The organism is Rhizobium sp. LjRoot254, from assembly GCF_964254105.1.
In the GTDB taxonomy this organism is placed as follows: Bacteria; Pseudomonadota; Alphaproteobacteria; order Rhizobiales; family Rhizobiaceae; genus Rhizobium_E.
Window position 1 is genome coordinate 106,479 of the sequence record NZ_CAXUSM020000002.1, and the last position, 16,665, is coordinate 123,143.

Consider the following 16,665-nt stretch of genomic DNA (forward strand, 5'->3'; position numbering starts at 1 on the left):
GCCAAGCCGGCCGGTCAAAGAGGCGGCCCGCTTCAGCCAACCCGAAGGGCCGGGCATCTTTCCGCCAGGATCAGAGGCGATCGGCTCGGCCGTACATCCGGGTACGACCTTCGCCAATCGCCCCTGCCCTGACGAAAACCTGCTCCGGCAGAACCGGCTCCATTTCAATGCAAGAGGCTCTAAGCCAGACAACGACCCTGATCGGAAAGGTGCGCATGAATGCACCGCTATAGGTTCGTCCTGTTTCGGCCGTTGCAGTTCCTGCCGGTACTGTTCGGCATCAGCGTCATCACGTTCATTCTGGTGCGGCTGATCCCTGGCGATCCCGCCCGCGTGCTGCTCGGCGCGCGTTCGACGCCTGCGGCGATCGCCAATATCCGCGCCCAGTACGGCCTCGATGAGCCGATGTGGCTGCAATATTTCTATTTCCTGCAAAATCTCGGCAAGGGCGAGATGGGCAAGTCGATCCTCTACAAGATCGACGTCCTCAAGCTGGTCGCCACTCGCATCGAGCCGACCCTGACGCTGGTGCTGGTCAGCGTATTGCTGTCTATCCTGATCGCCGTGCCGCTTGCGGCGATCTCGGCGCGCGCAAACGGCCGTTTCGCCGATCACGCCATCCGCATCGTCTCGACCATCGGCATCGGCTTTCCGCCGTTCTGGCTGGCGCTGATGCTGATCATATTGCTGTCGGTGAAGATGGGCATCTTCCCCGTCTCTGGCTACGGCAACTCGTTTTCCGACAAGGCGGCACATCTCGTCCTGCCGAGCCTGACGATCGCGCTCTCGCTCTCCGCCGTGCTGACCCGATCTCTGCGCGCCGCGATGATCATCGAGCTTCAATCGGACCTGGCGACGGCCGCGCGGGCGCGCGGCATGCCGGAAAGCATCGTCTTCTGCCGCCATGTGCTGCCCAATTCCATCGTGCCGACGATCAACCTGCTGGCGGTCAATATCGGCTGGCTGATCGGCGGTACCGTCGTCGTGGAAACCGTATTCGCCATTCCCGGCATGGGCCAGCTGCTGGTCCGGGCGATCTTCTCGCGCGATTACATGGTCGTACAGGGCGTCGCCATGGTCTTCGCCTGCGCCACGGTTCTCGTCAATTTCATCGCCGACATCCTCACCGTCACCGTCGATCCGAGGGTGAAGATATGACGGCGGCGGCGATCGGCAGGACCACGACTGGCAAACGTTGGCTCGGCGGCAACACGACGCTCGCCATCGGCGCGGCGCTGCTGGCACTCTTCGTGCTGATGGCGATAGCAGCGCCCTGGATCGCGCCCTATGATCCGATCCTGCAGAATGGCGATGTCCGGTTGATGGCGCCATCGTGGGCGCATCCCTTCGGCACCGACAATTTCGGCCGCGACATTCTCTCGCGGGTCATGTGGGGCGCGCGCATCGACCTGCAGATCGCGGTGATCGGCGTCGTTTTCCCCTTCCTCATCGGCACGCTGATCGGCACCTGCGCCGGCTTCTTCGGCGGCATTGTCGATATCGTCTTCATGCGGCTGATCGATATCATCCTCGCCTTCCCCTTCCTGGTGTTGATGCTCTCGATCATCGCCATTCTCGGCCCCGGCCTTTCGAGCTTTTATATCGCCATGGCGCTGGTCGGCTGGGTGTCCTATGCGCGGCTCATCCGCGCCCAGATGCTGGTCGTGAAAACCAGCGACTACGCGGTCGCCGCCACCAGCCTCGGTTTCAGCCGCAGCCGCATCATGTTCCGCCACCTGCTGCCCAACGCGATATCAGGCTCGATTGTCTTCTCGATGTCGGATGCAGTTCTCGTCCTGCTCAATGGCGCCGCAATCAGTTATCTCGGGCTCGGCATCCAGCCGCCGATCGCCGAATGGGGCGTGATGGTAGCAGAGGGCCAGAGCTTCATCACCACTGCCTGGTGGATCACGCTGTTTCCCGGCCTCTCGATCGTCGTTCTGGCCTTCGGCTTCAGCCTGCTGGGTGATGGCCTCGGCGAACTGCTCGGGGTCAAGGAATGAGCGGCCCGATCCTCTCCATCCGCGACCTGACGGTCGAGGCCCGCCTCGATGGCGAGGTGCGGACGCTGCTCGATGCCGTATCGCTCGACCTCAACCGTGGCGAGATCCTCGGGCTGGTCGGCGAAAGCGGTTCGGGCAAGAGCATGATCTGCCGCGCGCTGGTGCGACTGCTGCCGTCGCGTGCGATCTCCATCACCGGCGGCTCGGTCATGCTCGGCAGCCGCGACCTCACCAGGCTCAACGAGAAATCGATGCAGGCGGTGCGCGGCGGCGAGATCGGCATGATCTTCCAGAACCCGACCAGCCATCTCGATCCGGTGATGCGCATCGGCGACCAGGTGGCGGAGGGCATCCGCTATCACCAGAATGCCGGCCGCCGCGCAGCCAAATCAGCCGCCATCGAAATCCTCCGCCAGGTCGGCTTTCCCGATCCCGTCAGGCAATACGAAAACTACGCGCACGAATTCTCCGGCGGCATGCGGCAGCGGGCGATGATCGCGGTAGCACTCTCCTGCAACCCTGATATCCTGATCGCCGATGAGCCGACAACAGCACTCGACGTGACCATCCAGGCCCAGATCCTGCAATTGCTCATGGACCTCCGCCATTCCAAGGGCCTGTCGATCATCCTCATCACCCACGATCTCGGCATCGTCGCCCAGACCTGCGACCGGATCGCGGTGCTACGTGCAGGGAAGCTGCTGGAGATCGGCCCGAAACGGCAGGTGCTTTCGGCGCCGAAGGATCCCTATACCATCAGCCTGCTCAAGAGCCATCCCTCGATGCCGGAGGAAGCGGATTTATCGCAAAGCGAGCCACTCGCTCCCTCTTCTCCCCAGCGGGGAGAAGGTGGCCTGCAAGGCCGGATGAGGGGGGCGCGAAGCGCCAATGCTGAGCAAGAACACCCCCTCATCGCCTCGCATGCGCTCGGCACTTCTCCCCGCCGGGGAGAAGAGGCACCTGCGCTTGTCGGGACTGTACCAACCCGTCCCCTCCTCGAAATCGACGACCTCTATGTCCGCTTCCCCGCCCCCGGTCTCGGCCTCTTCGGTACCCGAAAACCCATCGCGGCCGTCAATGGCGTCAGCCTGCGGATCATGCCGGGCGAGAGTGTCGGCATTGTCGGCGAGAGCGGTTCGGGTAAAAGTACGCTCGCCCGTGCCATACTCGGCCTGACGCCGCTGAGCGGCGGCCATATCACTTTCGAGGGCTCCGACCTCGCCCAGCAGCGCAGCCGGACGCTGGCGCGCATCCGCACCGAGGCGGCCATGGTGTTCCAGGATCCCTACGGCGCACTCAATCCGCGACTGACGATCGGCGACATGATCGGCGAGGTGCTGAAGGTACAGAACAAAGTGCCTCAACACCAGATTCCGGAACGCATTGGCGAACTGCTCGACCTCGTTGGCCTCGACCGCGAATTTGCCACCCGCAAGCCGCGCAGCCTGAGCGGCGGCCAGTGCCAGCGCGCCGGCATTGCCCGTGCGCTCGCGGTCGATCCGAAGCTTGTTATCGCAGATGAATGCGTCGCGGCCCTCGACGTGACCATCCAGGCGCAGATCATCGACCTCTTCCGCGATCTCAAGACGCGGATGAACCTGACGCTGATCTTCATCGCCCATGATCTCGCCATCGTCCGCAATCTCTGCGAACGCGTGGTGGTGATGTATCGCGGCGAGATCGTCGAGGAAGGCCGTTCCGATGCGGTCTTCGCTCATCCGCAACATGCCTATACCAAGGCCCTGATCGGTGCCATTCCGGACATCAATCCGGACAAGCCGCTGCTGGCCGATGCCTCCGCCCACCAATTGATGCCTGCCTGACAACAACAAAGGGAACGAGACCATGAAAAACAGATGGATGAACTTGAGCGTGGCAACCGTGCTGGCCATGCTGACGCTGGGAACCACGATCGCCGAAGCCGCCGGCACGCTGACGATCGGCCGCCGCGAGGATTCGACGACATTCGATCCGATCAAGACGGCGCAAAACGTCGACAACTGGGTGTTTTCCAACGTCTTCGACGTGCTGATCCGCGTCGACAAGACAGGCACCAAGCTCGAGCCGGGACTGGCCGAAAGCTGGACCGTCTCCGGGGACGGCCTGACCTATACGTTCAAGATGCGCGACGCCAAGTTTTCGGACGGCTCGCCGATCACGGCGGGCGACGCGGCTTTCAGCCTGCTGCGCATTCGCGACAACAAGGGCTCGCTGTGGAGCGACAGCTACAAGGTGATCGACACCGCCGAAGCCTCCGACGACAAAACGCTGGTCGTCAAGCTGAAGAACCCCTCCGCGCCGTTCCTGTCGACGCTCGCTTTGCCCAACGTCTCGGTGCTTTCGAAGAAGGCGGTCGAAGCCGGTGAAGATGCCTTCGCCGAATTGCCGACGGCATCCTCGGGCGCCTTCATCGTCAAGGAATGGCGCCGCGGCGACCGGGTCATCCTCGAAAAGAACCCGAACTTCTGGCAGGCGGATCGCGTCAAGCTCGACGGCGTCGAGTGGATTTCAGTGCCCGACGACAATACCCGCATGCTCAACGTCCAGGCCGGCGAACTCGATACCGCGATCTTCGTGCCCTTCTCGCGCGTCGAGGAACTGAAGAAGGATCCCAATCTCCACGTCCTGATCGACGCCTCGACCCGCGAGGACCACCTGCTGATCAACCATGAGCACGGCGCGCTTGCCAAGAAGGAAGTCCGCCAGGCGCTCGACATGGCCATCGACAAGAAAGCGCTGGTCGACACCGTGACCTTCGGCCAGGGTACCGTCGCCAATTCCTACGTCCCGAAGGGCGCGCTCTACTACTACACCGACAACCTGCAGCGCGCTTACGACCCTGAAAAGGCCAAGGCGATGCTGGCTGAAGCCGGTGCTTCCGATCTGACGCTCAACTATGTCGTCCGCGCGGGTGATGAAGTGGTCGAGCAGACTGCCGTCCTGCTGCAGCAGCAGTTGGCCAAGGCCGGCGTCACCGTCAATATCAACAAGGTCGATCCGAGCCAGGAATGGGACATGCTGGTCGCCGGCGATTATGATGTCGGCGTCAATTACTGGACCAACGACATCCTCGACCCCGACCAGAAGACCACCTTTGTCGTCGGCCATGACAGCAACAACAACTACATGACCCATTACAAGAACGACAAGGTCAAGGACCTGGTGGCCGCCGCCCGCCTCGAACTCGATCCGGCCAAGCGCGAACAGATGTATGTCGAGATCCAGAAGATGGCCAAGGACGACGTCCATTGGATTGATCTCTATTACAGCCCCTATATCAACGTCGCGCGCAAGAATATCGAGAACTTCTACCAGAACCCGCTCGGCCGCTTCTTCCTCGAAGACACGGTGAAGAACTGATAACAAGGTCCGATAATCGGATCTGTATCCAGATCGACAACGCCCATGCCAATCAAACCTTGGCATGGGGATTAAAGCCTCGATCATCTTGCTTGGCGACGGCATCTCCAGCCGGTCAGCCGTAGGCGCCGGATCGCACCGCTTCCAGATACTTCAAGACCTCATCCGGCTTGTCTTCCGTCACCAAGTCATACGCGGTCTTACCTGCCCATCCGGGGATCGGTTGCTGCTTGAACCAGATGCTGGCCTTATGCTCATCGCCAGCCATCTCGGCCGCCATCGTGAGGATGCGGAAGATTGGACTGGGCGTAACATCCATCTTTAATGCTCCCGATCTAGGTAACAAAAAACTAGTGTTCAGCTCTGTAAAACAACACCCGGCCTGCGGGGATCAGTTGCAGCAGATAGTCGAAATCGCTCACATTCGCCGTCAGCACCGTGAAACCCAGTTTCTGGGCTTGCAGGAACAGAACGCAATCCTGAAGCGCGCGTAGACGCGCATCCTTCTGATATCCCTGGAGCCGGCACAACATGCCGGAAACCAACGCCGCTCTCGCCAGCACATCGGCATCAGGCGTGAAAATGCGACTCCGCGACATGTTATCAATCGTAATGCCGATCTGCCTCAAAGCATCTTTTGTGCCGGGATGCCTGGGATCAAGAGCGCCCGCAGCATGCATCAGTTCCTGAATGGCGACGGTTGAGTGATTGCCTAGCCGCACATTCAGGAGTTCGGCAACTACATCGGGCATGCGTCCATGCAGAGCATCTATATAGACGCAAGTATCGAGCAGAAGCTCTTGCCCGGCCTGAGCAACGTCGCCACTAAACGGCAGCTCGCTATCGTCTCTACGCGCCAAAGTCCGGCCAGGGTCGAACCTTGCCCAACGTATCAGCGTATCGAAATTGACAACCGGCAACTCAGAATCCGAGCTTTATGCTAGGATCTACCGTGCCTCGTACTTTACGTAAAGTCTCCCCGTAATTGTCATCGAGCGCGACATTTGCCAATGCGAACTCGATCAAATCTGTATCGGCGTCAATACCCGTTTGCCTCTTTGCTTGCTCCACCAGCGCCGGGCTGATGCGGCCGCCAATGCGCTTGCTCTTCTCACCCAGCAGGCCCGACTGCTCAGCGGCCTTCATCACCGCTTCAAACCGAGCGCTGCCTACAGTCATGAATTCGCCAGTCTTAGCATTCCGAGTAATAGTTCGCTGCCGTTTTACGGTCTGCTCTTTTGCGGTCTTGGCCATCGACATGATTCCCTGTCAGACGTTTTTCCATTTCGTCCAACATAACATACTGAGAGCAATTTTCAAGAAACCTCACCGCAAAAACAAAAGAGCCCGGTGCGGGAGGAGGTGCACCGAGCTCTTGATTATGACCAGCGGCTGGGAGGAGGAGTGCCGATGGTCCCGAAGCTGATCGGGAGGAGGATGATCAGCTTCAAAATCAATATAATGCTGCGCCGCACAATATTCAAGTGATTATTGTGCGGCGCATTTATACTTTCGTCTAATGCTCTTTCAAGGCGCGCTCGAACAGGCGCGACAGCCGTTCGGCGAATAGTCGGGGATTGGAAGGCTTGTCGCCGTCCAGTATCCGCGCCTCGTCGAGCAGCAGCCATGCTGCATCACTGCGCAGCGCCTCGTCGCCCTGCCCCGCAAGTGATTGGATCAGCTCGCTATTCGGATTGATCTCGAGCACCGGCTTTTCCGCCGTCTGCAGCCGGCCGGCGCCCTGCAGGATACGCTCGAGCTGGCGGTCGAGCGCCTGGTCGGACGCGACGAGGCAGGCGGCGCTGTCGGTCAGCCGCGAGGAGACGCGGACATCGGCGACCTCTTCGGCCAACTTTTCCTTGGCGAAGGCGATGAAGGTTTGCACGTCGGCGGATGCCTCGGAGGGTTCGTTTGACGTTCCGTCCGCCTTGGCAATCTCGTCGAGGTCGGCCGCACCTTGGGTGATCGACCGGAAGGGCTTGCCGTCGAATTCCGGCGCGTTCGGCGCCCAGAAGCTATCGACGGCATCGGTGAGAAACAGCACCTCGACACCACGGGCACGATAACCCTCCAATTGCGGCGAGGCCTTGAGCTGTTCGAGATTGGCCCCGGTGAGATAATAGATCGCCTTCTGGCCGTCCTTCATGTCCTTCACATAGTCGGCGAGGCTGCGGAGCCCCTCGCCCGACACCGTGGACCGGACGCGTGTCAGGCCGAGCAACTGGCCGCGCCGCTCGAAATCGTCGTATAGCCCTTCCTTGATGACGCTGCCGAAATGCTCCCAGATCTTGGCAAATTTCTCCGCGTCGGATTCGGCGAGCTTTTCGAGCGCGGTCAGAATGCGGCCGGTCAGCCCCTTGCGGATCGATGCGAGGATCGGGCTATCCTGGATCATTTCGCGCGAGATATTGAGCGGCAGGTCCGATGTGTCGACGATGCCGCGCATGAAGCGCAGGTAGCGCGGCAGAAGCTCCGCATCGTCCGTGATGAAAACCCGCCGGACATAGAGCTTCATCCTGCCCTTGCGGTCGGGATCGGAGAGATCGAAGGGCTGTGATCCGGGAACGAAGGCCAGCGCCGTATATTCGTTGCGGCCCTCGGCGCGAAAATGCACCGTGAGGTCAGGATCGTCATACTGGCCGGAGACGCCGCGATAGAAATCCGTATAATCAGCCTCGGAAATATCGCCCTTCGGCTTGGTCCACAGCGCGCTGCCATCGGAGATGGAAGTCGGTTCCTCGCCCGGCTTTTCCGCAATACGGATCGGCACCGGCACATGGCCGGATTGCTCGCGGATGATGCGCTCGACGGTCCATTTGCTGGTAAAATTCTTCGCATCTTCCATCAGATGCAGGATAACGCGCGTTCCCCGCGCTGGGGCATCACCCAATTCAGCCGGTTGCACCGAGAAACTGCCCTTGCCATCCGACGACCATTGCCAGGCGTCATTGCCGGCGGCCTTGCGCGAGATCACATCGACCTTGTCGGCGACCATGAAGGCCGAATAGAAACCGACGCCGAACTGGCCGATCAGCTCGGCGCCCTCGCCGCTTTTCGCTGCCTCGATCCGCTCCATGAAAGCCTTGGTGCCCGAGCGCGCGATCGTGCCCAGCGCCTCGATCAACTCGTCATGGCTCATGCCGATGCCGTTGTCCTCGACCACCAAGCGGCGCTGTTCCTCGTCGAGCGAGATCAGGATCTGCGGCGCCTCGCCGTCGCTCATCAAACCAGGGTCGGAGATCGCCTCATAGCGCAGCTTCTCGCAGGCATCCGCCGCGTTGGAAATCAATTCGCGGAGGAACACCTGCTTGTCGGAATAGACCGAATGCACCATCATATGCAGCAGCCGGCTGACATCGGCCTCGAACCTGTGCTGCTCGGTATCCTTTTCCAAGGTCGTTTCGGTCATGTCTCAATCGCTCCTTGTCCCGGAAATCGCGGGATGAAATGGCATTGGTCGTAGCAGGTTTCAAGTCCTCCGCTGTTATGACCACTTTCGCGAAAATGGTAATAGCAGATCGGCGACGAAATGCGCGGCACGCCCCTCACCCCGTCTTGCCGACCTGCCCGCCACTCGCCCGGAGCAGTGCCATCAGCATCGGCCCGAGCGAGAATTCACCCTTCCCGGCCTTCTCCGTCAGCGATCTCAAATAGCCGCCGGCGGAGTTGATATGACCTCCGCGCTCCAGGATGCACGCCATAACAGTCGCGGCATTTTCCGGCCCGAGAATCTCGCAGGCCTCCTGATAGGCGCTGGGACTGACGCCCAGCATCGAGCGAACCACCACGGCCGCCGCCATCAGGTCGCGCCAACTGCCGATGGCACCGCCGGGGCCATACATCGCGATATCCGGGCAGGCCTGCAGCACCATGCCCAGGGGGAAACTCTTCAGCTCCGGTGCCACATGGGCGACCTTCGCTGGTTTGTTCGGATTTTGCCCCTGCTCTTTTTTCAAGAGCGGTTCAGATTCAGTAATAGAGTCGGGATTTGAATTCTGTATGTGCCGCTCAATCTGGTTGGGATTGCCGCTTGAAACTTCTGTTTTCATCTGCATTTCCAGCAGGTTGACGATCTCTTCGCGCAGCATTTCCATTTCATCGAGGATTTCCGCCACCTGGATCTTCGATGGCGAACGCGGAAGCGCGTCGACCAAGCCGCGGAAATGCAGATGGATACTCTCCCAATCGCCGGATGCACCCTCGTCCAGTGCGGTGACGATCAGCTTCGAAACATCGCGCCGGCAGATCGTCAATCGCTCCCTTATGGCTTGAAACGCGGCCCGATCGGCGACGACATCATGGGCGATCGCCTCGATCTCCCCCGCCCGTGCGAGCAGCGGCGCCAGCGAAAAGCCGAAGGCCTGGTTGATGTCGCCCGCGCCATCGCGCCGCGCATAGCGCTTGCCGTTGGCGCTGTCCTTGCGGATGAGCAATCCCGTCTCGATCAGCACGGCGAGATGCCGGCGGATGGTCTGCTCGGCCATGCCATGCGCCCGAAGCGACAATTGCGCATTCGAGGGAAAGACGATCAGGCCATGCTCCTCGCTGAGCTCGGAATGCGGATAGAAACTCAGCAGCGCATTGAGCAGCGCCATCGCCCGATCCGTCACGCCGAGCCGCTGGCGCGCCTCGCATAACCAGCGATAGAGCTGCCATTTGTCGATGGATTTATCCGGCTCGATCTCGCGTGCCTTTGCCTGGCTTGCCAACATGGCAAGCGTCATCGGCCGCCGCCCGAAGGGCGTCGTCACATGTCCACTCTGCATTTTCTTCACCTTTCACAAGGCAATAGAAAAATGCTCACCAAAACGGCGCCGAAGACTCTTGACTACGATTCGTGGAAATGCGATTCTCAAGTTGCTTAGAGATGAGAGAGGCTTCCACGACGGAAACGTTTGGGGGCCTTTTTCTTTTGCGATAAACTCCTCGTTACGAACCGCCCTGTTTCTTGAAGGCCTGATAGAACCGGTCGAGATTGGCGGAGAGATAATCCCCGAACCCGACCGCATCCCGAGCCTTCAATGACAGGGAATATGTCTTGCCGTCGCTCTTCGCCTCGGCCGAGACCGACCTGTCAGGCGCGATCCACGCCCGGCGCTGGACCGGCTTGGCGATGCCGATCGGCTTTGTTCTTTTCAAACTGTCCATCACCAGATGGAAACCGGCGTCACCATTGATGCCGGTGAAATCCGTGCGAGCGACAAAGGCGAGCGCCTTTTCCAGATTGGCGGGGCGCTCCAGCAATTGCTTGAGTTCATACCAGCGGTCGCGGCCGATCGATTTCGCACCACCGGCGGCCGCGAGGATGGGGGCAGGGAGGCTGGCGACCGACAGCATCTTGGACAGCGTCGCCTTGTCGATCGAGAGTGCGGCGAGCACAGTCGCATTGTCGCCGTCGTAATCGAGTTCGAGGAGCTTGGCCGCGAACACTGCCTTTTCGATGAAGGACAGGTTGGCGCGGGCGGAATTCTCCTGGCCCTGGGCGATGACATGGCTGCGGTCGTCGAGCGACTTGACCACGGCCCGGACCTTGCGGCCGAGCTGCCGTGCAACGTCCAATCGACGATGGCCGAAGACCACCATATAGCGGCCGGATGTTTGCGGGTGAGGGCGCACCAATATGGGCGTGTCCTGGCCGCGATCGCGGATCGATGACAGCAGGTCCTCGAACTCGCGGGGGTCGTCCTCCAACCGGTCGCGGACGAAGGAAGCATCGACCAAAGCCGGATCGATCTCGATCAGCGTTTCGCCTTCGAGCAGCTTGTCGGCCCGCTCGGCAAGCTCGTCGATCGAGGACATGATCGAGCGCGATGCGCCCTTGACGGTATAGTCGAGCGCCACCGGGTTCTCGGTCGGCTTGTCGTCCATCAGGTTGGCAAAGGGGTTTTTACGCGCCATGCACACCTCCCCTGAAATGAAGGAAGCCATTGAAAGACCGATGGAAAATCGCAGTTTTTACGGCCGTCAACTCGCTCACGTCAATCATAACCGCCCCCATGAACGATGGATCAGGCCCTGGATCTCGAAATTGACCGCATCCATGCATTCGATGGCGCGGTCATAGGTCTCGCGGGTGAAGTTGGCGCGCTCGACTTCGTAGAGGCTCTGCTTGGTCAGGCCGGCATCGGAAATGGCGGTCGATTTCACCATCGGACTCTTGAGGATCTCCTCGGCGAGCATGGATTGCATGAAGCCCAGCATCTGCGCTTGCGGAATATCGGAGGCCTCGTAGCGGGTGATCAGGTAGCGCAGCCAGTCCATCTGCACGTCGGCGCCGGCGCGCTTAATGGTCTTGGTGATGTTGCCGAGCATCAGCAGGAACTGGCTCATCGACATCAGGTCGAGCATCTGCGGATGCACGGTGATCAGCACCGAGGTCGCGGCGGTCAGCGCGGTCAGCGTGAGATAGCCGAGCTGGGGCGGGCAATCGACGATGACCACATCATAGCGATCATCGACCTCGGTCAGCGCCTTGCCGAAACGGGTGAAGAACCGCTTGCCTTCGACCGAGGTCTGCATGGCGAGCGGCGTGTCGTATTCGTATTCCTGCAGTTCGAGATTGGCCGGGATGATATCGAGGCCGGGGAAATTGGTCGGCAGGATGATCTCTGATATCGGCTTGCGCTCGTCGTCGTAGCGGATCGCATCGTAGAGCGACGGGTTCTTGTCGAGCTCGGGCTGGAAGCCGTGCAGCGCCGAAAGCGAGGCCTGCGGATCGAGATCGACGGCGAGCACGCGATGGCCGGTCAGCGCCAGGTGTTGGGCGAGGTGGGTCGCACTCGTCGTCTTGCCGGAGCCGCCCTTGAAATTGACCACGGCGACTACTTGCAACTTCTCGTTGCCTTTGCGATGCGGCACGTATTTCTTGGCGTCGGACTTGCCGTTCTTGTCGAGATAGAAGCGCAGTTCCTGCATCTGCTCGGCGGTATAGGAGCGGCGCCCGCCGCTCGACGTCGCCGGAATGGGACCTTTGCCTTCGAGATGCAGCCGCTTCAGATTGTTGGGGCTGACGCCGAGATAATGCGCGACCTCGGCCATGGAGAACAGCCGGAGCGTCTTCTGGGCATTGGGCGGGAATTTCTCGAGCCGCAACTGGTCGAGCCGGCGGGAGATCTCGGCGCCTTGCCGGAGGATCTTCTCGTCGAATTCGAAGGACGGCAGCTTGGGTATCGCATTCATCAGTGAAAACCATAATGGCGCTAGATCGGGGCTTTTGCCGGAATTAGCGTCATTATGCGCGATTCTGTGAGTCTGACAAGAAAAATAAGGTTAACGAAACCTTAACGCGCAGCGCCAGCGCTTCCGTGATTGCCCTTCAGGGCCAATTCCCAAATCACCGGACTCACCATAATGATCGGGACTGGATTTGTGAACAGCGTCGCGGATGAGGGATCGGGGATGGAAAAAAGCAGGGAAACCGGCGGCCTGGCGCGGCAGACGCTGATCCGCAATGCGCGCATTGTCGATGGCACCGGCGCGCCGTGGTATCGCGGCGACGTGGTCATATCGGACGGAAAGATTGAGCGCATCGGACACGGATTGCGGGCCGATGCCGACGCCGAGATCGTCGATGCCAGCCAGCGCTACCTGGCGCCTGGTTTCATCGACGCGCATTGCCATGACGACCTGATCTTCCTGCGCGAGCGCGAGCGGCTGGAAAAGGCGATGCAGGGCGTCACCAGCATCGTGGTCGGAAATTGCTCCTTCTCGCTCTATCCCTCCAATCCGGCGTCCGCGCCGATGCTGCGCGACCATTTTGCGGGATTGCTCGGCGAGACCCGGGACAGCGAGATTTTCGCTGATCTGGACGGCTACCGCCAAGTGCTGGAAGGGGAGGGGATTGCGCTCAATCTTGTCTCGCTGGTGGGACACGCCGCGCTCCGGCTGGCGGCGATGGGCTTTGATCGGCGGCCAGCCGATGTGGGCGAGATCGAGGCGATGTGCGCACTGCTCGGCGAGCAATTGCGGCAGGGTGCCTGCGGCCTGTCGCTCGGGCTGGTCTATCCGCCGAGCGCCTTTGCCGAGGAAGCGGAACTGGTGGCGCTGGCGAAAACCGTTGCCGCGCACGGGAAGCTGCTCGCCGCGCATATCCGGTCCTACGAGGCCGGGCTGTTCGACGCGATGGAGGAATTCGGCGGGCTGCTCGGGCAATCCGGCGCCGCCGGCCTGCTGTCACATCTGCAATCCGCCGGCCGGCCGAACTGGGGCCAGATTCCCCGCGCCATCGAACGGCTGGAGGCGATGCGGGAAGAGGGTATCGACATCAGTTTCGATATGTATCCCTACCCCGCCGGCAGCACCTGGCTGCTGCAATTGCTGCCGCCCGCGGTGATGGATGGCGGGCTCGAAGGCCTGAAGCGCCGGCTTGCCGATCCCCAGGAATGCGCAGTGATCCGGGACTGGGTGGAGAACGGCGGCGACGCCTTTTCCGGCGAGAGCAAGCTCAACCTGATCGGCTGGGAGAATGTGCGGCTGGCGGCGATCGGCGTGGCGGACCTCAAGCACCTCGAAGGCAGCGACATGGGTGAGGCGGCGCGGGTGCTGGGCATTGCCCCATTCGAACTCATGCTGCGCTTCATCGCGGAGGATTCGGGGCAGACGGGCATCATCCTCTTCCAGCTCGACGAAGCCGACCTGCACGCGGCCTGCTGCAACCGGCTCTACATGGCGGGGTCCGATGGGCTGCCGCGGCCGGGATCGAAGCCGCATCCGCGCGCCTTCGGCACCTTTCCCAGGATTGCCGGGCCGCTCAGGCGCGACAAGAAGTGGTTCAGCCTCGAGGACGCCGTGCGCCGCATGAGCTCGGTCGCCGCGCAGCGCTTCCAGCTGCACGACAGGGGGCTGATCCGGCCGGGATTGGCCGCCGACCTCGTGCTGTTCGAGAACGCGATCAGCGACCGGGCGACATTCGAGGATTCGACGCAGCTGGCGACGGGCGTCACTCATCTCTGGGTCAATGGCGGCGCCGTGATCCGCGACGGGCAGCCGACGGAGAGCCGGCCGGGGAGGGTGGTTTAGCTGCCTATAGCCAGTGCAGATGGATTTTTTGATGGGCAAACCACTGGCTCCCTCTTCTCCCCTTGGGGAGAAGTGCCGAGCGAATGCGAGGCGATGAGGGGTTCCCCTCGACGCAGCGCGCTTCGCGCAACCCCTCATCCGGCCTCCGGCCACCTTCTCCCCCAAGGGGAGAAGAGGGAGCCAACTGCGCCGCCGCCATCTCAAACGAGACGCTTTTGCCGATAGCCACGACCTATCTTGACGTCTCGCAACCGCTCGACCTCCGCTATTGCAAGATCCCGCGAGGGGCAGGGGAGGGATTGCTGCCGTCCCGTCGTGCCGATACGTCCCCAGCGGCGGACGGCGAGCACGTGACCGAACAGATCAGCCTCGATTTCAAGCGCGTAAAACCGCGCCATGTTGCGGCCGGAATCTATGCGCTCGAGGTAGATGCCGGGGTCGGAACTGGTCATGCCGCGAGTCTCGCAGCAGGGCAGGGCAGCGTCCAACGAGACTTATGAATCGGTCGGCGAGGATCGATTCACGGATGTGATGGATTGCCGGGCGATGTGCTCACGCCGCCTGATGCCAGCGGCTGCGGCCGGTCTTTTTCGCGTGATAGAGCGCGGCGTCGGCCTTGCGCATCAGGTCCTCGGCGGAGGCGGCGTCGTCCGGATAGCATGCCAGGCCGATCGAAACACCGACCTGTAGGATCTTGCCCTCGACGATGAAGGAATCGGCCATGGCGTCGACCAGGACGGCCGCGGCCTGGGTCGGATCATGCCGGCCGGGCTGCGACCTGAACAGGACCACGAACTCGTCGCCGCCGACACGGGCGAGCAGATGCCTGTCATCGAGAACGAAGCGGAACCGCAGCGCCACTTCGCGAAGCAGCGCATCGCCAATCGCGTGGCCGTGGGTATCGTTGACTTCCTTGAAGCGATCGAGGTCGATCCAGAGGAGGGCGAACGGCCTTTCGAAGGCTGCTTCGTTCTTCAGTTCGGCATTCAGCAGCCGCCGGTTCGGCAGGCCCGTCAGGGCGTCGTGGTTGACGAGATGCAGCATGTCGCTACGCGCACGCTTCTGCTCGCTGATGTCGCGCACTTCGATGAGATGGGACAGCGTTCCATCGGTCCGGACCGGCGCGGTGCTGACGGCGACGTCCACGCTCATGCCGCTGTCGGTCAATAGTTCGGTTTCCACGTCATGCAGGTGTGGCTTGCGGTGATCCAGGACCGGCAGGTCGAGGAACTCGCAGAGCTTGCGGCCTTCGATCGTCGAACCGCCGAGGCCGGCCAGCTGGTGGAATGTCTTGTTGGCGGAGACGATCGTATCGCCCTGGCAGACCAGGATGCCGATCTGCGTCGATTCGAAAATCGACCTGATCCCCCGGGCTTCCGCCGTGGCTTGATGGGCGCGCCGGTCGAACATGACGGTGACCAGGCTGAAGATGACGATGGCGCCGGCGACGACGGCGACCGCCAGACCGAGAAGGAACGCCGAGAGGTTGCCGCTTCTCGCCACCTGCGACGGGTCCACCCTGAGAACGGCCGCTTCCATGGCCGTGAAATGCAGGATGCAGATGGCGGCGCCGAACAGGACAGTGGCGGCAAGGCTCTGGACCAGCGAAGGGCCGCCGCGCTCGACAAAGATCGAGGCCACGGCAAGCACGCTGCCCATGGCGAGCGACAATGCGACCAGCGTCGGGTCCCATTCGAGCGTGCCCGAAAACACCAATGCCCGCATGCCGGTGAAATGCATGATGCCGATCGCCGCGCCAAGGACGAGCGCGCCGGCGAGCGCGGCAATCGGGCTTTTCGACAGCAGCAGGAGTGTCGCGAGTGCCGCGAAGATCATCGCCTGAAGCGCCGAGATCAGGGTGAGGGCGACATCGTAGCCGATATCGGTGCCCGGCTGGAAACCCAGCACGGCAATGAAATGCGTCGCCCAGATGCCACCGCCCGCGACGAAAGCCGCCATCAGCGACCAGCCGATCTGGCCATGATCACTGCGCATCCTGGCGTGATCGAGCACGCGGTAGAAGGTGAAGCCCGAAAACAGGGCGACGACGACCGCGAGAGCGACAAGTGACGGACTGTGATCGACGGTCAGGCAATCGAGCATACGGATGAACATGAGTCGCCTCCGCTGTTGGAAGTCCGTATTAATGCGACGCAGCAAATGCTGTCGACCACCCGGTGATCATTGGTTTAACGAGGGGTAAAGGCGGTTAGTCATACTTTATACAACCGTGTGATAAGGCGTTGACTCATATCGGTTAATCGTTGTCCACAGGTTGTAATTT

Annotated in this window: 13 protein-coding genes and 1 pseudogene; 5 read left to right on the forward strand and 9 right to left on the reverse strand. The window is 61.4% G+C overall.

What is annotated here, in order from left to right; all coding sequences use genetic code 11:
• The first annotated feature begins 219 nt into the window (after positions 1-219).
• From ACSQ26_RS29110 to ACSQ26_RS29125, 4 genes are read left to right on the forward strand one after another with little or no spacing between them, the layout of a single operon-like run.
• Positions 220-1,158 (forward strand): ABC transporter permease, encoded by a 939-nt coding sequence (locus ACSQ26_RS29110; protein WP_436015715.1) that lies wholly within the window; start codon positions 220-222, stop codon positions 1,156-1,158.
• Positions 1,155-2,003, forward strand: coding sequence for an ABC transporter permease (locus tag ACSQ26_RS29115; protein ID WP_436015717.1), 849 nt, complete (start codon positions 1,155-1,157; stop codon positions 2,001-2,003). Before ACSQ26_RS29110 ends, ACSQ26_RS29115 begins: the two co-directional genes overlap by 4 nt.
• Entirely contained in the window at positions 2,000-3,826 is a 1,827-nt protein-coding gene (locus ACSQ26_RS29120) for a dipeptide ABC transporter ATP-binding protein (protein WP_436015719.1), read from the forward strand. Before ACSQ26_RS29115 ends, ACSQ26_RS29120 begins: the two co-directional genes overlap by 4 nt.
• A gap of 22 nt (positions 3,827-3,848) precedes the next feature.
• Positions 3,849-5,363: an ABC transporter substrate-binding protein gene (locus ACSQ26_RS29125; protein WP_436015721.1), complete on the forward strand. Its 1,515-nt coding sequence runs from the start codon at positions 3,849-3,851 to the stop codon at positions 5,361-5,363.
• 115 nt (positions 5,364-5,478) lie between these two features.
• Here the strand turns inward: ACSQ26_RS29125 and ACSQ26_RS29130 are convergent.
• The 7 genes and pseudogenes from ACSQ26_RS29130 to repA form a co-directional block, all read right to left on the reverse strand.
• Positions 5,479-5,709 (reverse strand): annotated as a pseudogene (locus tag ACSQ26_RS29130) (MbcA/ParS/Xre antitoxin family protein); the annotation flags it as partial.
• Between the two features lie 4 nt (positions 5,710-5,713).
• The gene (locus ACSQ26_RS29135; RefSeq protein WP_436015723.1) at positions 5,714-6,283 is read right to left on the reverse strand and encodes a type II toxin-antitoxin system VapC family toxin; all 570 of its coding nucleotides are present in this window, start codon (positions 6,281-6,283) and stop codon (positions 5,714-5,716) included.
• Position 6,284: 1 nt separating this feature from the next.
• Positions 6,285-6,617 (reverse strand): hypothetical protein, encoded by a 333-nt coding sequence (locus tag ACSQ26_RS29140; protein WP_436015725.1) that lies wholly within the window; start codon positions 6,615-6,617, stop codon positions 6,285-6,287.
• A 262-nt stretch (positions 6,618-6,879) separates the two neighbouring features.
• Positions 6,880-8,772, reverse strand: a complete 1,893-nt coding sequence (htpG, locus tag ACSQ26_RS29145; protein WP_436015727.1) for a molecular chaperone HtpG — start codon at positions 8,770-8,772, stop codon at positions 6,880-6,882.
• Positions 8,773-8,908: 136 nt separating this feature from the next.
• The gene (gene repC, locus ACSQ26_RS29150) at positions 8,909-10,129 is read right to left on the reverse strand and encodes a plasmid replication protein RepC (RefSeq protein WP_436015729.1); all 1,221 of its coding nucleotides are present in this window, start codon (positions 10,127-10,129) and stop codon (positions 8,909-8,911) included.
• A 163-nt stretch (positions 10,130-10,292) separates the two neighbouring features.
• On the reverse strand, positions 10,293-11,261 hold the full coding sequence (gene repB, locus ACSQ26_RS29155) for a plasmid partitioning protein RepB (protein ID WP_436015731.1): 969 nt from the start codon (positions 11,259-11,261) through the stop codon (positions 10,293-10,295).
• A gap of 84 nt (positions 11,262-11,345) precedes the next feature.
• Positions 11,346-12,542 (reverse strand): plasmid partitioning protein RepA, encoded by a 1,197-nt coding sequence (repA, locus tag ACSQ26_RS29160; RefSeq protein ID WP_436015733.1) that lies wholly within the window; start codon positions 12,540-12,542, stop codon positions 11,346-11,348.
• A 219-nt stretch (positions 12,543-12,761) separates the two neighbouring features.
• Between repA and ACSQ26_RS29165 the strand changes: the two genes are divergently transcribed.
• Positions 12,762-14,381, forward strand: a complete 1,620-nt coding sequence (locus tag ACSQ26_RS29165; protein ID WP_436015735.1) for an N-acyl-D-amino-acid deacylase family protein — start codon at positions 12,762-12,764, stop codon at positions 14,379-14,381.
• Positions 14,382-14,581: 200 nt separating this feature from the next.
• Here ACSQ26_RS29165 and ACSQ26_RS29170 read toward each other — a convergent pair whose 3' ends face one another.
• Entirely contained in the window at positions 14,582-14,833 is a 252-nt protein-coding gene (locus ACSQ26_RS29170) for a WGR domain-containing protein (RefSeq protein WP_436015737.1), read from the reverse strand.
• A gap of 100 nt (positions 14,834-14,933) precedes the next feature.
• Positions 14,934-16,496 (reverse strand): diguanylate cyclase domain-containing protein, encoded by a 1,563-nt coding sequence (locus ACSQ26_RS29175; protein WP_436015740.1) that lies wholly within the window; start codon positions 16,494-16,496, stop codon positions 14,934-14,936.
• Positions 16,497-16,665 lie beyond the last annotated feature (169 nt).